Annotated in this window: 17 protein-coding genes and 1 tRNA gene; 13 read left to right on the top strand and 5 right to left on the bottom strand. The window is 67.1% G+C overall.

The window, feature by feature from the left end; translation table 11 throughout:
• Positions 1 to 3: 3 nt before the first annotated feature.
• From AC0IY1_RS10360 to AC0IY1_RS10320, 9 genes are all read left to right on the top strand, one after another.
• Positions 4 to 1,758 carry a right-handed parallel beta-helix repeat-containing protein gene (locus AC0IY1_RS10360; protein WP_471769348.1) on the top strand — a complete coding sequence of 585 codons (1,755 nt, stop codon included), beginning with the start codon at positions 4 to 6 and terminating at the stop codon, positions 1,756 to 1,758.
• A gap of 27 nt (positions 1,759 to 1,785) precedes the next feature.
• On the top strand, positions 1,786 to 2,166 hold the full coding sequence (locus tag AC0IY1_RS10355; protein WP_471769346.1) for a hypothetical protein: 381 nt from the start codon (positions 1,786 to 1,788) through the stop codon (positions 2,164 to 2,166).
• 74 nt (positions 2,167 to 2,240) lie between these two features.
• A complete protein-coding gene (locus tag AC0IY1_RS10350; RefSeq protein WP_471769344.1) occupies positions 2,241 to 2,465 on the top strand; it encodes a DUF7940 domain-containing protein in 225 nt (74 codons plus the stop codon).
• Complete coding sequence (locus tag AC0IY1_RS10345; RefSeq protein WP_471769342.1) at positions 2,462 to 2,944, top strand: lysozyme; 483 nt, start codon at positions 2,462 to 2,464, stop codon at positions 2,942 to 2,944. Before AC0IY1_RS10350 ends, AC0IY1_RS10345 begins: the two co-directional genes overlap by 4 nt.
• Positions 2,941 to 3,381: a hypothetical protein gene (locus AC0IY1_RS10340; RefSeq protein ID WP_471769340.1), complete on the top strand. Its 441-nt coding sequence runs from the start codon at positions 2,941 to 2,943 to the stop codon at positions 3,379 to 3,381. Before AC0IY1_RS10345 ends, AC0IY1_RS10340 begins: the two co-directional genes overlap by 4 nt.
• Positions 3,382 to 3,403: 22 nt before the next feature.
• Positions 3,404 to 3,601: a hypothetical protein gene (locus AC0IY1_RS10335; protein ID WP_471769338.1), complete on the top strand. Its 198-nt coding sequence runs from the start codon at positions 3,404 to 3,406 to the stop codon at positions 3,599 to 3,601.
• A gap of 51 nt (positions 3,602 to 3,652) precedes the next feature.
• Complete coding sequence (locus tag AC0IY1_RS10330; protein ID WP_471769337.1) at positions 3,653 to 3,997, top strand: hypothetical protein; 345 nt, start codon at positions 3,653 to 3,655, stop codon at positions 3,995 to 3,997.
• Between the two features lie 211 nt (positions 3,998 to 4,208).
• The gene (locus AC0IY1_RS10325) at positions 4,209 to 5,156 is read left to right on the top strand and encodes a methyltransferase domain-containing protein (RefSeq protein WP_471769335.1); all 948 of its coding nucleotides are present in this window, start codon (positions 4,209 to 4,211) and stop codon (positions 5,154 to 5,156) included.
• A 114-nt stretch (positions 5,157 to 5,270) separates the two neighbouring features.
• Positions 5,271 to 5,645, top strand: a complete 375-nt coding sequence (locus AC0IY1_RS10320) for a hypothetical protein (protein ID WP_471769332.1) — start codon at positions 5,271 to 5,273, stop codon at positions 5,643 to 5,645.
• A gap of 1,140 nt (positions 5,646 to 6,785) precedes the next feature.
• On the opposite strand, the gene AC0IY1_RS10315 is transcribed toward AC0IY1_RS10320, so the two are convergent.
• Both AC0IY1_RS10315 and AC0IY1_RS10310 read right to left on the bottom strand, forming a co-directional pair.
• Positions 6,786 to 7,022: a hypothetical protein gene (locus tag AC0IY1_RS10315; RefSeq protein WP_471769330.1), complete on the bottom strand. Its 237-nt coding sequence runs from the start codon at positions 7,020 to 7,022 to the stop codon at positions 6,786 to 6,788.
• A 7-nt stretch (positions 7,023 to 7,029) separates the two neighbouring features.
• Entirely contained in the window at positions 7,030 to 7,284 is a 255-nt protein-coding gene (locus AC0IY1_RS10310) for a hypothetical protein (RefSeq protein ID WP_471769328.1), read from the bottom strand.
• A gap of 126 nt (positions 7,285 to 7,410) precedes the next feature.
• On the opposite strand from AC0IY1_RS10310, the gene AC0IY1_RS10305 reads away from it, so the two are divergent.
• A complete protein-coding gene (locus AC0IY1_RS10305; RefSeq protein ID WP_471769437.1) occupies positions 7,411 to 7,866 on the top strand; it encodes a LexA family protein in 456 nt (151 codons plus the stop codon).
• Positions 7,863 to 9,155, top strand: coding sequence for a Y-family DNA polymerase (locus AC0IY1_RS10300; protein ID WP_471769327.1), 1,293 nt, complete (start codon positions 7,863 to 7,865; stop codon positions 9,153 to 9,155). The genes AC0IY1_RS10305 and AC0IY1_RS10300 overlap by 4 nt, the downstream gene beginning before the upstream one ends.
• A 233-nt stretch (positions 9,156 to 9,388) precedes the next feature.
• On the opposite strand, the gene AC0IY1_RS10295 is transcribed toward AC0IY1_RS10300, so the two are convergent.
• The 3 genes from AC0IY1_RS10295 to AC0IY1_RS10285 form a co-directional block, all read right to left on the bottom strand.
• Positions 9,389 to 9,652, bottom strand: coding sequence for a hypothetical protein (locus tag AC0IY1_RS10295; protein WP_471769325.1), 264 nt, complete (start codon positions 9,650 to 9,652; stop codon positions 9,389 to 9,391).
• Between the two features lie 87 nt (positions 9,653 to 9,739).
• On the bottom strand, positions 9,740 to 10,063 hold the full coding sequence (locus AC0IY1_RS10290; RefSeq protein ID WP_471769323.1) for a hypothetical protein: 324 nt from the start codon (positions 10,061 to 10,063) through the stop codon (positions 9,740 to 9,742).
• 129 nt (positions 10,064 to 10,192) lie between these two features.
• Positions 10,193 to 10,267: transfer RNA gene (locus tag AC0IY1_RS10285), tRNA-Val, on the bottom strand.
• A 418-nt stretch (positions 10,268 to 10,685) separates the two neighbouring features.
• Here AC0IY1_RS10285 and AC0IY1_RS10280 point away from each other — a divergent pair.
• Together AC0IY1_RS10280 and AC0IY1_RS10275 are read left to right on the top strand one after the other, a co-directional pair.
• Positions 10,686 to 12,875: a glycosyltransferase family 2 protein gene (locus tag AC0IY1_RS10280; protein ID WP_471769321.1), complete on the top strand. Its 2,190-nt coding sequence runs from the start codon at positions 10,686 to 10,688 to the stop codon at positions 12,873 to 12,875.
• Between the two features lie 507 nt (positions 12,876 to 13,382).
• On the top strand, positions 13,383 to 20,804 hold the full coding sequence (locus AC0IY1_RS10275; RefSeq protein ID WP_471769320.1) for an SDR family NAD(P)-dependent oxidoreductase: 7,422 nt from the start codon (positions 13,383 to 13,385) through the stop codon (positions 20,802 to 20,804).
• Positions 20,805 to 20,814: the final 10 nt, after the last annotated feature.

The following is a 20,814-nucleotide window of genomic DNA, read 5'->3' as shown; positions in this document are numbered from 1 at the left end:
CTCATGTCCGCCTATCCGCAGACGCCCAGCTTCCCGATCGACGTTCGGAGCGGTCGGCGCATCAAGGTCAATCGGGTAGGCGGCACGGCCGTCAGCATCGACCTTGAGGACGGCTCGTTCGACAACGCCGTCCTGGCGCCGATGAACGCTTTCACGCTGAAGGGTAATTCGACGGGGGATCAAGCGGCTCCGCAGGACGTGCCGCTGGCCACGGTCGCAGCGCCCGGCAACCCGATCGGCGACTCCATCAGGACGAAGCTCGGTCTGACCCGGGCCAACCTCGCCCAAGCCGTGATCCCGGCCGTCATCCTCTCCATGGCGCTGGCCGGCTATTACGCCGAGGGCGACCGGGCGTTCGGTATGCCGATGGTCCGCACCAGCGCGGCGGACACCGACCCGACCAAGGTCCCTGATGGCAGCACGCCGACCGGTTACTGGAAGCTGAACGCGCCCGACGTCGCCAATGTCTTCTGGCTCGGCGCCAAAGGTGATGTGAATACGGACGACACGCCGGCGTTCAATCTTGCAACGCAGGTGACGCAGACCGTCTACGCCCCGGCGGCCATCTACAACGTCCGGAATTTTACGCTCCCGGCTGGCAAGCGGTTTCGGGGCGACGGCGAGCGCGAGACGATCCTGCGCCCGACCACGGCCTGCAATTGGGTCTTCCGCGCCCTCCAGGGCACCGATTGCCGCCTGTTCGCTACCAACGGCAACACGTATGCGCAGCGCGGCTTCTCGGTCGGTGGCGACCACGTCAACCTTCAGGACTGGCGCGGAGAGTACAACATCTATGCGCTCTATAACGAGCGTGAAGGCGTCGTCCTTCGTACGCTCAACACGAGCACCGCCAACAACAGCTATTCGATTTACTCGGCTGGAGGCTGGAATAACTCCAAGACCACGGCGCACATCAGCGATGGCGACACCTACGGCGCCTACTTCACCTATGCCGACGGGCTGAACCCCGACCTCGACCAGCCCCAGGCCGTGCGGTTCAGCGAGTGCCTGTTCTTCGGCAACCAAAACGGCATCTGGTTCCAGAAGAACGTCTTCGTATTCACCTTCACCAACTCGGTGATCGACGGCTGCCCCGGCACTGCGATCCGCATCGGGCCGAACAGCTCGACGATCAAGATCTTCGGCGGCAACTTCATCTCGGGCCAGGTCACGGCCATCGACATCTGCGAGGGAACCAACGACGTCAGCATTCGCGACAACGGCGGGATCGCGAACGGCTTCGTCAACATCCTGGTGCGTGCCACCGCCACGAAACGCTGCTCCAACGTCGTGATCGATGGAAACTCGATCGGCGTCTCAACCTCGTCGCCGATTCAGCTCGACAGCGTGCTGAACGGCAAGGTCATCAACAACGGGTTCGCGCCGGTCGGGCCTACGCTCTGCGTCACGACACTCCAGACCTACACTGGTTCCGGGGGCAACCCTCGTGTGTGTGTCGAGGGCAACACCTTCCCGCAGGGCGGTGCAGCGGTGAACACCACCGGGACGCGGAGCCGCAATAATTACGGCTGGAAGACCGACGCCGACGGCATCGCCCAAGTGCCGCCGGCCGGGAGCGTCGTCGTCTCGCACGGCATGTCGATCCCACCCGCCCGAGTCATGCTGTCTTCCGGCGGCAACGTCGGCGCGCCTTGGTACGGCAATATCACAGCGACCACGTTCACGATCTTCGTCCCGAACCCGCCCGCGACCGGCAATACGTCGGTCTCGTGGGAGGCCTACGCAGACGCGGCTTGAGCGCCAAACCGAAGAGGATCAATCTTCATGACATCTCTGCCCCCGCTCGGGACTGCTGTCGCCCTCGCTCCGAACCAAGTCATCGCGGAGTATCAGGTCCTCGGTTTCTGGGTGCCGCTCCTGAACGGCGTCCCCGTCTCGGGCGCTCGCGGCATGTACGCCGAGCTCGACCCATCGGCCACGGACGGCCCCCAGGTCGCCTGCGCCGTTGCGCTTGCCGCGGCCACCAGCGGAGCGGAGGGCGGCACGGTGCAGGCGCTTCTCACCGGGCGGAATCCCCGCGACGGCCGGCTCCCCAGCGAAGGGGTCCTGCCACTGGATGCCTTGGTCTGGCCGCCGGGCATCTCGTCTGAAGCCAAGACCAGTGCCATCGCGTCGCTGAAGGCCCGGCTCATCGTCGCCCCCTAGGCCGCCACCCTCCCACCGTCCGTCTCTCCGCCCAGCCCGCCGCGTGCGGGCTTTTTCATGCCCGGAGGCATCCCGTGAAACTGAAGTCCAACTGGCGGGCGGTGCTGCGGCACGCCTGGAGCGTTCGGCTGGCCGCGCTCGCGGTCCTCCTGTCTGGAGCCGAGGTCGCGCTGTCATGCCTTGCCGGCAGCCCCCCGATCCCGGCCGGGTGGTTCGCCGCGCTTTCCGGCGCTGTGACGATCGCTGCCGCCCTGGCGCGCCTCGTCTCGCAGAAAGCCTTGCCTGAGGGCGGCGAATGAGCCGGCTCGCGCGCAAGACCATGTGGGGCGGAGCGCTTGCCGCTACGGCCGCCGGGCTGATGGCGATCGTCAACGTGGGCAAGGACGAGGGCCTGCGGCTGCGGACGTACAAGGACATCGTCGGGGTCCCGACCTACTGCTACGGCGAGACCCAAGGCGCTGTGATGGGCCGGACCTACACCAAGGCGCAGTGCGACGCGCTGCTGCTGAGTCGGCTCGACGAGTTCGCCGGCAAGGTCGAGCACTGCGTGAAAGCGCCTATGAGCGATCGGACGCTCGTGGCGTTCACGTCCATGGCCTACAACGTCGGGGTCGGCGGGTTCTGCGGCTCGACCACGGTCCGGCTCTACAACGCCGGCGATCGCGCCGGGGCCTGCCGGGCCATGGGCTACTGGAATAAGGCCGGCGGCCGAGTCGTTTCAGGCCTCACCGCCCGACGCGCCCGTGAGACGGCTCTCTGCCTCGAGGGCGTGAAGTGATCGCCCTCCTCACCATCCTCCAGAACGGCTGGACCGCCTTCTCGCTCGTCTCGCTCCTGACCGGCGCGGGCGGCCTCGGGCTGATCCTGCTCGCCTTGCTCGGCACGGCCTACCTGCCGGGCTTCCTGCGCCGGCCGCTGATCGGGGCCGGCCTCGCCCTCCTCGTCGGCGCCGCGCTGTTCCAGGCCGGGCAGGCTCGAGGGGCCCACGAGGCCTTCGCGCGCGAGGCGGCCCGAGCCGTGGCGGCCGAACAGACCCGCACCAAGGTCGCGAAGGACATCACCGACCGTGTCGCGATCCAGGCCGTGCGCGACCTCGCCGCCGCCGAAGCCACGAACCGAAAGCTCCAGGAGATCAACGATGCGCTGGCCAAGGACCCGGAGCGGGATCGCCGCTGCACTACTCGCGACGATGCTCGGCGCCTGCGAGCATTCTAGTGGCGCGGGGCCGAGCGTCCGCGTGACGCTTCCTGCCGCGCCCGACGGCGTGGCCGAGTGCCTGCGTCGATCCTTCCCCGAAATCCCGGACCGCGCCCTGACGAAGCGCGACGTGGTCCAACTCATCGGCGAGGCCAAGGCGCTCGACCGGGCCAAGACCGCTTGCGGCGCCCGCGCCGTCTTCTGGATCGACAGCGTGCGTCGCGACCTGGCCCGCTGATCCTCTCTCGCGCGACCGGACACCGGCGCGCCTCAGGCCTTGGGGGCCGAAATGACCAGCATTTCCGATACCGAGGGGCACGTCGTGCTGCCGCGGCGCATGCCCTTACTCGTCGGCCTGGGCTTCCTCGCCACCTTCGCGGGGCAGGTGTTCTGGGCCGGGACCTACACGACCACGATCGACAACCGCCTGACCGCCCTCGTCGACAGTGATGGGCGCATCACGGCCCGGTCCGACGAACGGTACGCGATGCTGACCAACCGCCTCGAAAGCCTGGAACGGGACCGTGATCGGCTCCCGAAGCTTGAGGAGCGATTCGGGCGTATCGAGGAGAAGATGACGATGATGATCGAGCTGTTGCGCGAGACCCGGGCGGAGCGCGCCCCGAAACGCTGATCCCCGCTATCCACCGCCGTCCACAGCGCCCCGGAGCTTCGGCTCCGGGGCTTTTGTCGTGTGACGTACAGATTTGTGGAGGAGGGCGACCGTATTCGCCAGGCACCTCCAGAAGCCACAAGCATCCGACAGCTGCTGCTGCGACACCGGGCAAATATTGCGGTCGCGAGATCGTGAGGCCCGTTGACAACCCTAAGGAGGTCAAGATTAATTGCCGCCGCACGAAATCGACGAGGGCGGCATGCGTCTCTTGAGACCTCTTGGGCCGGAGTTGAACGGTGCCGTCTATATCGTCGACGAAACAAAACGGTATTACGTGCGCGACGGTGGAGTCGCGCGAGCACACAATCTAGATATCGGAAATATTACGAACGTCTCTAACGAAGAGCTTTATAGCTACCATCGTGGCCAGTGGGCGCCGAATATCTGGCCCGACCATATCGTTTCAAGGCCGCCACTAGACTTGTCGAGCCAAGATATGCGCGAAATCATAGCGCAGGACTTGCGCGGCGGCGGCGTCGAGATCGGCGCCTACACCGCTCCGTTCCCGCTCCCCCTGCGCTGCGATACAACCTATGCGGATCACTGGCCCTACGAGCAGCTCATCGCCGCGGCCGATCCGAGCGTCGACAAGCATGAAATCGTGCGACCGTCGATTGTCGCGCATTTCGAAGATCTGTCCGCAATCGAGGATGGGTCCTGCGACTACTTCGTAGCGTCGCACGTCATCGAGCACACCCGCAGCCCGATCAAGTGCATCCACGACGCCCTGGAAAAGCTACGGCCGGGAGGCTCGCTCGTCCTGGTCGTGCCCGACAAGCATAAGACCTTCGACCGGGAGCGTGGCATCACCTCGCTCGAGCACCTGATCTACGATCACATCGACTACCGCGAGGAACGGGACATCGAGCACTATCTGGAGTTCTTCAGTAAGGCGCACGGCCTGTCAGGGGTCGCCTTGGTGGAGGCCGCCCGTGATGCGATGGCGAAGCGGGACAACATCCACTTCCACACCTGGGACTATGAGAGTTTCTCAGCGATGATCGACTACATCGTCGAGAGCCGGCGTAGCGGTCCTCAGCCGGTGGCGTCAGTGCTCAGCCATCCGACGCGGAATGGCGATGCGTCCTTTGAGTTCTATTTCAAGCTGACGGTGTGATCAGCTCGCCGGCTTGCTGACCCGTCTCCACTTAACCCGCTTCGGATGGCTCGGGGCGGGTTTCTTCATTCGGCCGCCTGTCGTTCGGGGTCGAGCCACGCAAAGAAACAGGTCATGAAACTCGCTCGATTGATCCAGAAGCTGCTCCCCGAAACCTGCGAAGAAAGAATGCCCGGCTTCGATGAGGTCTATTACCGCTACTGGTATCGCGACACGGTACAGTTTCCCGGCACACCGCTGCAGCACTACCTTCAGCACGGATGGAAGGAAGGGCGAGACCCCAGCGCCGGCTTCAGCACGGATGGCTATCTCGCCGCCAATCCAGACGTCAGGGCCAACGGGTTCAATCCTCTGTCCCACTTTCTGGAATTTGGATTGGCTGAAGGGCGGAAAGGTTGGGAGAAGGACCGGCATGCGCCTGCTCCCGGGCCGAAATATTTCTCCGACGGCCGAGTGCAAAAGCTGCTGATGCCTCCGCGCCAGCAGTAGGCCTTTCGCGCGTTCATCTCTGCTGTGGCAGCTTTTGTCCGTAATCGTACGCTCAAGCAGCCCTGCGCAAGCCAGTAGTTGCACTCTTCTCTCGGCCGCGGATCAATCAGCGCCCCACGCTCGTGAAGCGGCTTACCTTTCACCCGCCCGGCTCCGGCCGTGGCGGGTTTTTCGCGCTCGAGTCCCACAGGTCACCCGGCCGCAGTTCGTCGTGCCAAGGGTCCAGTATCCCGACGAAGATCGGTCTGCTGCGCTGATCCCTGCTATCCACCGCCGTCTACAGCGCCCCGGAGCTTCGGCTCCGGGGCTTTCGTTGTTTCCAGTACACCCAGTTTCACCCGCCCAATCCGATCCAATTTCAATGCCCTGATCGTACAATCATCAAGAGCTTGATCGGCCAAAGACAAAACCAAGTGACAGAGTAATAAATCCGCCGATAAGCGTAAGTGCATCTTTTTTCGATATGCTTGGCTCATCATGGCCAAAAATCATCATGCACGCGAACATTATAGAAAAAACGATTATGGAAAAGGCGGCTATATTGCCAGGCTTGTTGGAAGATGATCCAAATAATCTGCCCATTAGGCCGAGTTCTAGTTTCTGAGATGTATGCTCCGACTCGGTATCGATTAAACGGCCCGCGATTTCAGTATTCTCTGGCAGGTTTAAGTGGTTCATTTCGCACCCCCCACCGCAGTGTACGAAATCAAATAGGTAGTCTCTTTTGAGCCGACTCCGTGTATCACCATATGTAGAGAAATAGCCTGACCATCAATTATAAATATATCGTCGAGCAAATATGATATGCCCAATGGATTATCAAACCCGGTCATAAAGAATTTTACATGTGTAGCTGCAATATTTGTCCTTCTCACGCTAGGTTCTGTGTCTCTCTTACTTTGAAGTTCTAATTCTACAGTAAGGTTATTTACGACCAGAAAGACGCTCCGGTTACTGGGTGGGAGTACAATCACCCCGCTCCCAATCATAACCTTACCGGGAAATTTGACCTCCAGCTTTATATCACTCACTTCCGTCCCTTTCTAACCCAACGCGCCAATCCGTTATCGCACACTTTGCGTCGGCGGCCGTTGTTCGTCCGGATCCAGGTCTCCGCGACGCAGCCAATCGTAGGCGGTGCTACTCGCTCGGTTGAAGCTCGTTCGACTGATCCAGACACCATGCACCGGCACGCCCTGCCTTCTCGTGTATGCGCTGGCGGATGATGGAAAGCTGATCCGCCGGCCTGCATCCTCTCGCACGTCCTGCAGCGACCACCGCCAGCAGGATCTCCTCGAATGCCCGCTCGGTGAGCCCGAGGCTCAAAGCCACGGCCTCAAGGCGGTGAAGCTCTGCTGCCTCTTCGCTGAAGGTCATGCGCGCCTCAGGCGTTCTGCAGCGCCTCAGCGAAGTCGTCCGGGATCTCACCAAATTGCCCGAGAATCATCGCGGCTTCGAGCTCTCCCGTTTCGTCGTCGGCGATGACCTTGATCGCGGCCGTGCCCGGCATCCGACCGGCCATGGCCTCAGCTTTCTTCAGCGCGCCGCTCTCTGTCGGTGAAACCTCGCGGTCGCCCGGCACGAGCCGCTTCCGCTTAGTCACGAACGTCTGGACCATGAACGTCGACTTCATCGCCATCTGATGGCTCCTCGGTTCCGCGCACAGGAGCGTTTTCCCCGTTATCCACACGCGGCATAGCCGAGCTTGACCGGGAACCCTGCGGCTGTTTGTTCTCTTTCCGTTCTATCACGGAAGGATGCCGCTGTGGGCCTTTATCGGGTCGACGAACTCGCGAAAGCTGGGGATGGCCTGGTACGCATCCCGATCCAGGGAGCGGCGCTTTGTGCCGGCTTTCCCTCGCCGGCCGACGACTTCCTGGAGGGCTCTCTTGAGCTTCCCAGGTGGCTTGCGCCCAACCCCCCGGCCACGTTCGCCTGGAACATCTCCGGCGACAGCATGCGCGGCGCCGGCATCTTCGACCGGGATCTGGCGGTAGCAGATCGCAGCCTCAAGCCGGGCAACGGCAGCGTCGTTGTAGCGATCGTCGACGGCACCATGAGCCTGAAGCGCCTCGTCATCGAGGGCAACGTCGCACGCCTCGCCTTCGACAATCCGGATCTGCCGGCCTTTGCCGTCGAGGATCTGATCGAAGGTGAGATCTGGGGCGTGGTGCGCTTCTCCATCCGCTGGCACGTGGCGCGCGCCGGCCTGGTGCGATGAGCCGGGCCATCGCGCTGATCGACGGCAACAGCTTCTACTGCTCGTGCGAGCGGGTGTTCGACCCCAAGCTCGCCCGCGTGCCAGTGATCGTGCTCTCCAACAACGACGGCTGCGCCATTGCCCGCACGGCCGAGGCCAAAGCCCTCGGCATCAAGATGGGCGATCCCTGGTTCAAGATCCGCCAGCAGTGCCAGCGCGAGGGGGTGCGCGTCTTCTCCTCGAACTACACCCTCTACGGCGACATGAGCGCCCGCACGAACGCGGTCTACCGGGACTTCTCGCCAGCGGTGGAGATCTACTCCATCGATGAGAGCTTCCTCGACCTCTCCGATGTGCGCGACCGGGACCGCGTGACGCTTGCGCGCGACCTGCGCGCAACGGTGCGGGCCTGGACCGGCATCCCGACCTGCGTCGGCATCGGGCCCACAAAGACCCTGGCGAAGCTCGCCAACCACATCGCCAAGACGATCCCGGATCTGGATGGGGTATGCGATCTGACCGACCCGGTTGCTTACGACCACTGGCTCTGCCGGATCTCGGTGGCCGAGGTCTGGGGTATCGGCCGGGCCTCGCTCGCCAAGCTGATGGGGCTCGGGGTCGACACAGTCGCCGACCTCCGCGACCTCGACCCACGTCCGGTGCGCAAAGCCATGACAGTGGTGGGCGAGCGCATCATCTACGAGTTGCGCGGGCTGGCCTGCCTGCCGCTCGAGCTGATGCCGGCCCAGCGCAAGGGCTGCGCGGTGACCCGCTCGTTCTCCCGCCGCATCACCGAGCGCGAGACCCTGGAGCAGGCGGTTGCCGCCCATGCGACGCGGCTCGGTGAGAAGCTGCGGCGCGGTGGGCTCGGGACTACGCACGTGTCGGTCTTTTACCACACGTCCGAGCATGACCGGGGCGATCCCATGCGCTCGGTCTCCACGACCGTGACGCTACCGGAAGCCACGAACGATACGATGGCGCTGATCAAGGCCGCACAGGCTGGCGTGGCGCGGACCTGGCGTGACGCGCCAGGCGATCGGCCCTGGCGCTACAGCAAGGCCGGCGTGGTCACCACCGACCTGAAGCTACTGGAGAACGCACCGCGGGCGCTGATCGGTCAGCTCGACCGCGAGCGCAGCGCGCCGCTGATGGCGGCGATGGACGCCTGCAACGCGCGCTTCGGCCGGGGTGCGGTCGTGCCGGCCCGGGCGGGTCTCACCGAAAAGCGAACCTGGTCGACGAAGTTCGAAATGCGCAGCCCACGCTACACCACGCAGGTCACAGAGCTGCCAACAGCGCAGGCTTAGACATCAGGCAACCGCGCGAGCTGCGCGTAATGGATGGCCTGTCTCACTCTAAGACTGCCGGCCGCCAACTTCGTAGCGCGACGGGCGGTACGGAAGCATCCGCCACTGGTGACACGCTCATCATTCAGGCGAATGACCCAGCACCAGCGCTCCGGCTGGTCCGGGTGAGGCTCTACGTCGATCGTCCATTGATCATCATTCGGAGTCGGAAAGCTCCGGCCTCTCGCTCCCACTCAGGGCTTGTCCGGCCGGGCCAACAGGATGGCAGTGCGCACGGCGACCCGCTTATGATGGTCGGCCGCGTGAACGTCCTTTACCACTAGGCTAGCGAACTTGCTCGCCACCACAGCCCCGGCGACGTCGATCCGGTAACCGTCACCGAAAAGGAACGCCGTGGTGGTCGGATCCGCCATGAAGGCGTCCACAGCGGCCTGGACGTCCGCTTCAAGGATGGCCTTCGCCTTATAGAGCTCGCCGGTCGTGGGGTTCTCAGCCATGGCGGCGAGATAGGGCGCTGCGCAGCCGCGTCACCTGCCGAACAACCACAGCGGCACCGCACCGCCGGGCCGGCCCGGCTTGTCCCGCTAGAACGTCGTGTTCCCGAGGCGGATGCGGGTCTCTTCGATCCCGGACACGCGCTCCCCACTGAGCACTAGGGCGCCGCAATAGTCGGGGCGGATGGTGCCGACCTCAGGATGCACGCCGAACACGTCCAGCGTCGTCCAGCCGAGGGCGACCGCTTCATCGGCCCAGCGATCCAAGAAGTCGATGCACGCCTCGTGCGCACCGCCCCAGGACTGAAGCGTGAAGCCCGGGCACGGGACGACGCTCGGCCGGAGGTCGAGAAAACCCTGGCGCCACAATTGCGGGTCGGCAGGTATAAGCTTTGGTTTTGATGATGGTGGCATGGGTCTCGTGGATAAGGCTCGAACCGACAGCGAACCTGCTGGAGACCCGTTCTGAACCTCAACCAGGTTCGCTGAACCTGGGGTCACTAACTGCGCTTCAGGGAAAACCCTGTGACATCAGGCAGTTAATGGTGGGCGCGACAGGGATCGAACCTGTGACCCCTACCATGTCAAGGTAGTGCTCTCCCGCTGAGCTACGCGCCCTCACCGGTGCGCTCGGCGCCGGTGGAGGGGGCTATAGCCTGGGGTTCCGGGGTACGCAAGAGCCCTCGCGGCGCGAATGTTCGGGTTCTCGGTTCGCCGATCGTCGGCCCTGGCATCGGCCCTGTGTGGCCTTCGAAAATGCGGTAAGCCGGAAGCGTCGCGTCCCGGAGGCGGGGTCCGGTCCGGTCCGCTGAGGGGGTCGGCGGCCAGCACGGGCGGGTTGGAGCTGCGTTGAGACGATGCGTGTCGGGGACGAGGGGGGGCGCGGAGAGGCCGTTCGCGCTTGGGGCGGCGATGCCGACCGAGCGCGCTCGGGCGTGGATCGGGCCTGCCCTGCGGGATCCCGTCGTTCGAAGCGGAGTACGGGACTGTCCGGCCGGGCCACCTCGGGCACGGTCTGCAATGGCGTGAGGCAGTGATGACGACCCCGAACCGGTCCGGCTCGCCGCAGGCGGCCTCCCTCCCCCGCAGTCGCAGGGGGCCTGCGACGCGGAGCTTCGTCCCGGATGGAGCGGCCCGCGATCTCGACCTGGCCGATACCGATCTCGGCGGGAGCTGGGCGACGATCCGGTTCCGGGACGTCGGAAGCGCGGGCGTCTGCCGGCTGGTGCTCAGCGCACGGGTGCTCGGGCCGGATGGCCGGCCCGGCATCGTCGCCCTCTCCGAGGAGGCCGAGGGCGGGGATCGCTTCGTCTGGACGGGGCGTCTCCCGGAGGGGCTGCGCGCCCTGCGGGTGACCCCCCTCACCCGCGAAACCGCGTTCCACCTCGACGGCTTCACGATCCGCCGGGTCCGCCGGATCGGCCTCGTCGCACGCGCCCTGCCCCGGAACCCGGGTCTCACCGCGCGCGCCGTGTACTGGCGCGCCCTCGGGCTCAAGGTCCGCGGGCGGGCGCTGCTCCTGCGGGCCCTGCACGATCGAACGGAGACCGGCTACGCCACCTGGATCGCCCGCTTCGATACCCTCTCGCAGGCCGATCGGCGGCGCATCCGCGACGAGATCGACGCGTGGCCGGACGCACCGCGGATCTCGGTGGTGATGCCGGTGCACGATCCCGCGCCGCGCGTCCTGGACGCCGCGATCCGGTCGGTCCGCGCGCAACTCTACCCGAACTGGGAGCTCTCCATCGTCGACGATGCCTCGACGGATCCGGCGATCCCGCGCCTCCTCGCCCGTCACGCGCAGCAGGATCCACGCATCCACGTGCTTCGGCGTGCGGAGAACGGTCACATCGCGCGCGCCACCAACGACGCCCTCGCGCAGGCGACCGGACCGTTCATTGCCTTTCTCGACCACGATGACGTGCTGGCCGAGGGCGCGCTCTACCACGTCGCGGCCGCGATCCGTGCCGCCCCCGAACTGGTTCTGATCTACAGCGACGAGGACAAGATCGACGGCCGGGGGCGTCGCTTCGAGCCGCACTTCAAGTCGGGCTTCGATCGGGAGCTGCTCTACGGTCAGAACTACATCAATCACCTCACGGTGATCCGCACGGAGGCGATCCGGGCCGTGGGGGGCCTGCGTCCGGGCTTCGAGGGCAGCCAGGACCACGATCTGCTCTTGCGGATCACGGCTCGACTGACGCCGGATCGCATCCGGCACATTCCGCGGATCCTCTACCACTGGCGGGCGGCCGGCGGCTCGGGGACGTTCTCGGACCGGGCCCTGGAGCGGAGCGAGGTGGCGCGGCTGCGCGCCCTGGCCGAGGTTGCAGCACCCCTGCAGGCGACGGCGGTCCGCGGCCCCCTCGGTTTCAACCGGCTCGTCCGTCCGGTCCCGGAGCCCGCGCCCCTCGTCTCGGTGATCATTCCGACGCGCGACCGCGCGGACCTGCTCGCCGTGGCGCTCGCGGGGGTTCTCGACGGGACGGACTATCCGGCCATCGAGCTGCTCATCATCGACAACGACAGCCGGGAGACCCGCACGCGCGACCTCTTCGCGCGCTTCGCCAAGGACCCGCGCGTGCGGGTCGTGTCCGTGCCCGGGCCCTTCAACTTTTCCGACCTCTCCAACCGCGGTGCCGCAGCGGCGCGGGGCGCGCTGCTGCTGTTCCTGAACAACGACGTCGAGGTCATCGAGCCCGGCTGGCTGCGCGAGATGGTGTCCATCGCGCTGACGCAGGACATCGGCGCCGTGGGCGCGAAGCTGCTCTACCCGGACCGGACGCTCCAGCACGGCGGCATCGTCCTCGGAATCGGCGGCGTGGCCGGCCACAGCCATCCCGGGCTGTCCGAGGACGATTCCGGATACTTCGCCCGGATGGTCCTGACCCAGGAAGTCTCGGCCGTGACCGGGGCCTGCCTGCTTCTGCGGGCTTCTGTCTTCGCCGAGAGCGGGGGCTTCGACGCCGACGAACTCGCCGTCGCGTTCAACGACGTCGACCTCTGCCTCAAGCTGCGCGCGCACGGGTACCGGATCGTGTGGACACCCCATGCGCGCCTGATCCACCACGAATCGAAGAGCCGCGGCGCGGAGGACACGCCCGAGAAGCTGGCCCGGTTCGAGCGCGAAGTCCGGATCATGCAAGACCGCTGGGGACCGGTTCTGCGCGCCGATCCGTACTACAATCCCAATCTCTCGAAGACCGCGGCGCGCTATCGGCTTTGATGGTGCGGCGCAGCGGCGTCCTGTCGCACCGCAAAGTCGCCGTAATCGGACGCTCTATCCGCCTACCTTCAGTGGTGCCGGCAAAGCGATGCGTCGGTACCGGAGAAGGCGGCACCGAGGCCGGAACCTTCGGGGCGACGATGGTTCGCATCCGTGCGGCTTGTCCGAGCCCTCCGCGGCCGGGATGCCGAAGGCACGGGCTCTTTGGCACGGGTCGGTGATAACACAGGACTCAGACCGGGCGAGCCGATCTGATTTGTGGCATTTGTTTGGAAGGCTTGCCTGAGATCGAGTGAAAGTCGTCGCACGTGACGGCGCGCTACTCCCTCGTCTTGCCGGAAGACCGATGAATACGTGCAACAGGGTGACTGTTCCCGGTTGGTGATTGCCCGGATTCCGGGCGCTCCGGTTGGACAGTAGCCTGGAGCCATACTAAGGATCGGGTTGGTTGCCGCCGGTGGTACAAGTCGATCCTGTCCCCCGTTCAAGAGCGTGTGCGAATCGAACGTGACACAACGTACAGACATCGCGATCATCGGCCGTGCCTGCCGGCTTCCCGGCGCTTCGAGCGTCGACGGTCTCTGGCAACTGCTCACCGAGGCGCGATGCGCCGTCGGTCGGATCCCGGACGACCGCTGGTCCCTGGAGCGGTTCGGCCACCCGCGCGCGCAGGAGCGCGGCAAGAGCTATACCTGGTCGGCCGGCGTCCTCGATGACATCTGGTCGTTCGACCCGGGTGTCTTCGGCATCTCGCCCCGCGAGGCCGAGCAGATGGACCCGCAGCAGCGCCTGCTGCTGGAACTGACCTGGGAGGCCCTGGAAGATGCGGGGCTGCGCCCCTCGGACGTGGCCGGGACCCAGATCGGCGTCTTCGTCGGCGCCTCCTCCCTGGATTACGGCAACCTGCGCGTCCTCGACACGTCGTCGGGCGATGCCTACGCGGCCACCGGGAACACGCTCTCGATCCTGTCGAACCGCATCTCCTACATCTACGACCTGAAGGGACCGAGCTTCACCGTCGACACGGCCTGCTCGTCCTCGCTCGTCGCCCTCGACGCGGCGGTGGCGGCCATCTCCAGCGGTCGGATCGACACGGCGGTCGTCGCCGGCGTGAACCTTCTCGCCAGCCCCTTCAACTTCATCTGCTTCTCGAACGCGCAGATGCTCTCGCGCACCGGCCTGTGCCAGGCCTTCTCGTCGAGCGCCGACGGCTACGTGCGCTCCGAGGGCGGTGTCGTGCTCGTGCTCAAATCCGCCAAGGCGGCCCTGCGCGACGGCAGCACCGTGCGCGGCGTGATCGCGGCCAGCGGCGTCAATTCGGACGGGCGCACCACCGGCATCTCCCTGCCCTCCGGCTATGCCCAGGGCGCGCTCCTGGAGCAGGTCTATCGCGAGGCCGAGATCGACCTCGACTCCGTGGTCTTCGTCGAGGCCCACGGCACCGGCACGCCGGTCGGCGATCCGATCGAGGCGAGCGCGATCGGCGGTAAGCTCGGTCGCCCGCGCAAGGCGCCGCTGCCGATCGGCTCGATCAAGAGCAACATCGGTCATACCGAGCCGGTCTCGGGCCTCGCCGGTCTCCTGAAGGCCAGCCTGGCCCTCGAGCATGACCTGTTCCCGACCTCGCTTCACGCGGCCGAACTGAATCCCGAGATCCCGTTTCAGGATCTGAACCTGTCGGTGACGAACAAGCCGCTGCCGCTGACCCGCGATGGCAAGGTGCGCTTCGCCGGCGTCAACTCCTTCGGGTTCGGCGGCACCAACGCGCACGTCGTTCTCACCGACGGACCGCCGGTCCGTGCCGATTCCGTCGCGCCCGATGCGGCCCGGATGCCGGAGGTGCTCCTGCTCTCCGCCCAGAGCCGTGCCGCCCTCAACGAACTCGCCCTGGACTACGCCGATCGCTTCGACGGCGCCGGCAAGGCCGAGATCGCCCGCATCGCGGCGGCCGCCGCGCATCGCCGCGAGCGCCTGTCCTCGCGTTTGGCCGTGTCCCTGGACGCCGATCTCCCGGGGGTTCTGCGTGCCGTCGGTGAGGCCGAGGATGCCCCCGAGGCCCTTCTCGGGACCGCCGTGGACCGCGCCGCGGAGGTCGCCTTCGTCTATTCCGGCAACGGCAGCCAGTGGGCCGGCATGGGTCGCGAGGCCTATGACGAGAACGCCGCGTTCCGCGAGGCCTTCGACCGCATCGACGGCCTGTTCCACACCCTGTCCGGCTGGTCCCTGAAGGACGCCCTGTTCGCCGAGGATCTCGAGGAGCGCCTTGCCCTCACGCGGGTGTCGCAGCCGCTGATCTTCGCCATCTCGAGCGCCTCGACGACGGCCCTGCGGGCCCGCGGCCTCAAGCCGAGCTACGTCCTCGGCCACAGCGTCGGCGAGATCGCGGCAGCGGAAGCCGCCGGGATCCTGAGCCTCGAACAGGCCGTGAAGGTCATCTTCTACCGGAGCAAGCACCAGGAGACGACGCGCGGCTTCGGCACCATGGCCGTGCTGCTCGCCCCGGCCGACGAGATCGAGCTGTTCCTGAAGGATTATCCGAGCCTCGACATCGCCGCCTATAACAGCCCCAAGGCCATCACGGTGGCGGGCCCGGTGGAGGATATCGACGCGGCCATGAAGGCGCTGACGCGCAAGCGTCGCCGCGGGCGCAAGCTCGACCTCGAGTACCCCTTCCACGGCCGGTTGATGAACCCGACCGAGAAGCCGCTGCTGCGGGATCTCGCGGGTCTCAAGCCGCATGCCGCGACGACCGCGATGGTGTCGACCGTCACCGGCAAGGTGCTGGCCGGCGACCAGTTCGGGGCCGGTTACTGGTGGCGCAACATCCGTGAGCCGGTTCGCTTCTGCGAGGCGGTCCAGGAGGCGACCCGACAGGGCGCCCGCGTCTTCATCGAGGTCGGCCCGCGCGCCACCCTGCTGTCGCATATCGGCGACGCCATCGAGCCCCTCGGCATCGAGAACGCCACCATCGGCGTTCTCCACCGCAAGCCGGCCGGCGGCGATCCGATCGCCCGCACCGTCGCGGCCGCCCTCGTGCAGGGCGCCGCCGTCGATGAGGCGACGGTGTTCGGCGCGAATCCGACCGGCGACGTGCCGCTGCCGCTCTATCCCTGGCAGCGTCGACCCTTCCGGCTCGCCGAGACCACCGAGGGCGTCGGCGCGGCGACACCGCGTCCCTATCATCCGCTCTACGGCTCCCGCGTCGCACCGGACGGCCTCGAATGGCACGGTCACGTCGACATCGCGACGGTGCCGGAACTCGACGATCACCGCATCGACGGGCAGGCGATCCTGCCCGGTGCCGCCTTCATCGAGATGGCGCTCGGCGTCGCCCGCGAGGCGATGAAGAGCGACAGCGTCACGCTCGCCGACTTCGAGATCCAGTCGCCGATGGTGTTCGGCGAGGAATCCCTGCGCGAGGTCGCGGTGCGGGTCGCCGGCTCCGGCAACGCCATCCAGATTCTCAGCCGGCCCCGCCTGACCCAGGCCGCGTGGCAGCTCCACGCCGCGGCGAAGATCATCGATGGCAGCTTCCCGGCGCCCGCTCCGGTGGACATGCACGTTCCCGCCGAAACGGCGGTGGCGGGCGAAGGCCTCTACCGCCTCGCCGCCGCCTCGGGTCTCGGCTTCGGCCCGAGCTTCCGCCAGGTCGCGGCGAGTGCGCGCCTGGACGAGACGACCATCGTCTCGGAGCTCCTGCCCGCCGAGGCGGACGAGCGGTTCGGGCTCGTCCCCGCGCGCCTCGATTCCTGCTTCCACGGCCTGATCCTGCTCTTCGCCGGTCTGATGGGCGAGGGTTCGACCAAGGCCTATGTCCCGGTTCGCTTCGGGGAAATCCGCCTCGTGAAGCCGGGGGCCGTCATTGCCCGGGCGATGATCCGGACCCGGCGTGCCAACGAGCGCAGCATCCTGGCCGACTTCACCCTGGTGGATGCCGAGGGCGCCGTCATCGCCACCCTGCGCGAGGGGCGGTTCCAGGCGCTCCGCGCCAAGAACGGCAGCGATCTGGCCGCCTACGCCATCGCGCAGCGGCCCGAACTCGCCACCGAGCCCACCGCCATCGCGATGGAGCGCGGGAAGCGCGTCGCCGACGCGATCCGTCCGGCCTGCAAGGCCGCCGTCGCACCCGCCGAAGCACCCCTGGCACCGGGGCACCTGCTTCTCGAAGGCTGGGCGACCTCGATGGCTTACCGCCTGGCGGAAGGCCTGCAGCGCTCCGGCACCGTGGCGATCGACGACCGCGTGCCCGAGGCGATGCGTCCCTGGCTCCTCAACGCCCTCTACGCCCTGGAGAGCAGCGACCTCGCCACCCTCACGGGGGAGCGCTGGACCCTGCGCAAGGATGTCTCCCTGCCGGCCCCCGACGAGATCATGCGCTGGATCGCGGCGGATCATCCCGAACTCTCCGCCGAGCTCGTGCTCACCGCCGATATCGGTGCCGTGGTCGGCCGCCTGCTCACGGGGGACCTGACCGAGGCTCCGACCCTGTCGCAGAATGCGCTGGACGCCTTCGTCCTGCGCAGCGCGACGGCACGGGCCGCGGCCGACGTGATCGCGGCTCTCGCCGAGTCCGGCCGCGGCGCCCTGCCCCGCGACCGTGCCCTGCGGGTGCTGCAGGTCGGCTTCGGGCCTCTCTCGGCGCAGGCCGCCGCCTTCACGGACACCATCGAGGCGCAGCTGACGGTCTTCGAAGCCGATCGTCGCCTGGCGGAGCGGGCGCGCCTCGCCCTGCCGCGCGGCGTCACGGTGATCGAGGATACGGCCGAGCTGGCCGCGGGTAGCTTCGACGTGATCCTGGCCAGCAACGTCCTGCATCGCTCCGAGCGGACGCTGCTCGGCAAGGTCGCCGACGCTCTGGCGACCGGTGGGTTCCTCGCCGCCGTCGAGCCCGGGGCGTCGCTGTTCCGCGATCTGGTGTTCGGTCTGACGCCGGATTGGTTCGAGGCGACGGCCGACCTGCCGGTGGGCCGTCTCGACGACATCACCGGTTGGCAGCGTGCCCTCAGCGACACCGGCCTCGTGCGGGTGGCCGTCGATCGCGCCGTCTCGGCCAATGGCGACGATCTTCTCTTCATCGCCGAGGCCCCGGTGCGCGCCAGGCCGGCGCCCGGTCAGACCTTCGCCTTCGTGATCGGATCGCACGACGCCGTCGCGGCGGAGACGGCCTCCTCGCTGGCGACCTTGCTGGTGGCGAGCGGCGTCCACGTCTCGATCATCCTGGATTCGGAGCAGTCGCTGCTCGAACTGGAGCGTGAGACCCCCGACACGGTGGTCTTCCTCGCCGGCGCCTTCAACCATGCCGGCGCGGCGGCGGACCGCCTGCGCGAGCGCTGCCTCAGCCTGACGCGCTGTGTCGAGCATCTCGGCAGCCGCCAGACCCGGCTCTGGGTCGTCTGCCCCGGTGCCACCCGCGATGCGGGCGATCCCACCGGCTCCGTGGAGGCCGGCGTCTGGGCCTTCAGCCGGACGCTCGCCAACGAGGTGGCCAACCTCGACGTGCGTCGGATCGACCTCGCGGAGACGCTCTCGACCAAGGCTGCCGCCGAGCGCCTGCGCGATCTCATCCTCTCGGGCACGCTCGAGACCGAGATCATTCTCGACGCCGACCGGACCCGCGTGATCCGGTTCTCCCCGGGCCAGCTCTCGCGCCGCCCCGGCGCCGACGCGGTCCCGGCCGAGGCGGCGCGCCTGGAGCGCAGCAACACCGGCGGCCTCAACGAGATGGCCTGGGGGCCGGCGACGCGTCGGGCTCCCGAGCGCGGTGAGGTCGAGATCGCGGTCGAGGCCACGGGTCTCAATTTCCGCGACGTCCTCTGGGCGCTGTCAATGCTGCCGGAGGAGATCCTGGAGGACGGCTTCGCCGGTCCGCGCCTCGGACTGGAAGTGGCCGGCCGGGTCCTCTCCGTCGGCAAGGGTGTCGATGCCTTCAAGCCCGGCGATCGCGTCGTCGCCTTCGCGCAGTCGGGCTTCGCGACCCACATCGTCGTCCCCGAGCTCGTCGTCGCCCCGAGTCCGCCCGGCCTCGATCCGCAGGCCGCGGCCACCGTGCCGGTGGCCTTCCTCACCGCCTATTACGGCCTCGTCAGCTGCGCCCGCCTGCGCCGCGGCGAGTGGGTGCTGATCCATGGCGGCGCCGGCGGCGTCGGTCTCGCGGCCCTGCAGATCGCCAAGATGAAGGGCGCGCGGGTCATCGCCACGGCCGGCTCGCGGGAGAAGCGCGCCCTGGTCAAGGCGTTGGGCGCCGAGCACGTGCTCGACTCCCGGTCCCTTGCCTTCGTCGACGACGTCCGCCGCATCACCGGCGACGGGGTCGGCGTGGTGCTGAACAGCCTGTTCGGCGAGGCGATGGAGCGCAGCCTCAACGTCCTCAAGCCCTTCGGCCGCTTCATCGAGCTGGGCAAGCGCGACTACGTCGCCAACACCCATATCGGCCTGCGTCCGTTCCGGCGGAACCTGTCCTACTTCGGCGTCGATCTCGACCAGGTGCTTCAGCACCAGGGCGAGGACGGGGCGCGGCTGTTCCGCGAGGTGATGTCCCTGTTCAAGGAAGGCGGGCTGAAGCCGCTCCCCTTCCAGCCCTTCACGGCGGACGAGGTCTCCGATGCCTTCCGGCTGATGCAGCAGTCGGGGCATGTCGGTAAGATCGTCATCGCCCCGCCGAAGCCCGGCAGCGTGATGCAGGCGGAGAAATCGGCCTTCACGATCTCGCCCGAGGGGGTCCACCTCGTCACCGGCGGTCTCGGTGGGTTCGGGATCGAGGCGGCGCGCTGGCTGGCCGATCGCGGTGCCAAGCACATCGTCCTGGTGGGGCGCAACGGGGCCGCGAGCCCCGAGGCCAAGCAGGTGGTGGCCGATCTCGGAGCCCGGGGCGTCAACGTGGCCGCGATGGCCTGCGACATCACCAGCCGCAAGGCGGTGGATGCGCTGCTGGCCGCGGTGGAGCGCGAGGGCCGGTCCCTGGCGGGTGTCATCCACGGCGCGATGGTGCTGCAGGATGGCCTCATCGCCAACATCGACGCCGCGGCCCTCGACACGGTCATCCGTCCGAAGGTCATCGGCGCCGAGCACCTCGACGCGGCGACGCGCGAGCGCACGCTCGACTACTTCGTGATGTTCTCCTCGGCGACGACCTTCATCGGCAATCCCGGGCAGGGTGCCTACGTCGCCGCGAACGGCTTCATGGAAGGCCTCGCCCGCCGCCGGCGCAAGCTCGGCCTGCCGGCGCTCGCCGTCGCCTGGGGCGCCATCGGCGATGTCGGCGTGCTGGCCCGCAACCGCGCGGTGATGGAGACCCTGGCCGGCCGCGTCGGCGTGACGCCGATGGATGCCCGCCACTGCCTCGACCTCATGGCGGACGCGCTCGAAGGCCAGGGGACGAACCCGGACGACGCCGTGATCGCCATCGCGTCGATGCATTGGGGCAAGGCGCGCGAGCGCCTCGCCACCATGAAGAGCCCGAGCTACGCGGAGCTCGGTTCGGACCAGCAGATGGAAGCTGGTACGGTGGCGGCCATCCATATCGGCCTGCTCCTGAAGACGCAGGACATCGACTCGGTGCGCAAGACGGTGGCCGACGCCATCGTGGAGGACATCGCCCGCATCCTGCGCCTGCCCAAGGACGACATCAGCCGCGTGCGTCATCTCTCCGAGATCGGCCTCGATTCGCTGATGGGCGTCGAGCTCGGCGCAAGCCTGCAGGAGCGCTTCGCCCTCGAGGCGCCGCCGTCCGGCATCTCTTCCGGCCTCACCGTCAACGAACTCACCGAGACCCTGATCCAGTCGATCGCGGCGCCGGTGGACGAGGCGGCGGCGGCCGTGATGAGCCTGGCCCAGCGGCATGCCAGCGAGGGCGTGGATGTCCGCACCCTCGAGCCCTTCCACGCGATGGTCGAAGAGAACATCCTCGCGATCAAAGAAATCCTCCCGTGAGCGATTCCCC

The organism is Methylobacterium sp. AC690 (genome assembly GCF_979256535.1).
This window is presented reverse-complemented; position numbering and strand designations above follow the sequence as displayed.

Excerpts from the sequence above, each read along its gene's own strand:
- AC0IY1_RS10360 (WP_471769348.1), top strand. The coding sequence starts at position 4 with ATGTCCGCCTATCCGCAGACGCCCAGCTTCCCGATCGACGTTCGGAGC.
- AC0IY1_RS10355 (WP_471769346.1), top strand. The coding sequence starts at position 1,786 with ATGACATCTCTGCCCCCGCTCGGGACTGCTGTCGCCCTCGCTCCGAAC.
- AC0IY1_RS10345 (WP_471769342.1), top strand. The coding sequence starts at position 2,462 with ATGAGCCGGCTCGCGCGCAAGACCATGTGGGGCGGAGCGCTTGCCGCT.
- AC0IY1_RS10330 (WP_471769337.1), top strand. The coding sequence starts at position 3,653 with ATGACCAGCATTTCCGATACCGAGGGGCACGTCGTGCTGCCGCGGCGC.
- AC0IY1_RS10320 (WP_471769332.1), top strand. The coding sequence starts at position 5,271 with ATGAAACTCGCTCGATTGATCCAGAAGCTGCTCCCCGAAACCTGCGAA.
- AC0IY1_RS10315 (WP_471769330.1), bottom strand. The coding sequence starts at position 7,022 with ATGACCTTCAGCGAAGAGGCAGCAGAGCTTCACCGCCTTGAGGCCGTG.
- AC0IY1_RS10310 (WP_471769328.1), bottom strand. The coding sequence starts at position 7,284 with ATGGCGATGAAGTCGACGTTCATGGTCCAGACGTTCGTGACTAAGCGG.
- AC0IY1_RS10300 (WP_471769327.1), top strand. The coding sequence starts at position 7,863 with ATGAGCCGGGCCATCGCGCTGATCGACGGCAACAGCTTCTACTGCTCG.
- AC0IY1_RS10295 (WP_471769325.1), bottom strand. The coding sequence starts at position 9,652 with ATGGCTGAGAACCCCACGACCGGCGAGCTCTATAAGGCGAAGGCCATC.
- AC0IY1_RS10290 (WP_471769323.1), bottom strand. The coding sequence starts at position 10,063 with ATGCCACCATCATCAAAACCAAAGCTTATACCTGCCGACCCGCAATTG.
- AC0IY1_RS10280 (WP_471769321.1), top strand. The coding sequence starts at position 10,686 with ATGACGACCCCGAACCGGTCCGGCTCGCCGCAGGCGGCCTCCCTCCCC.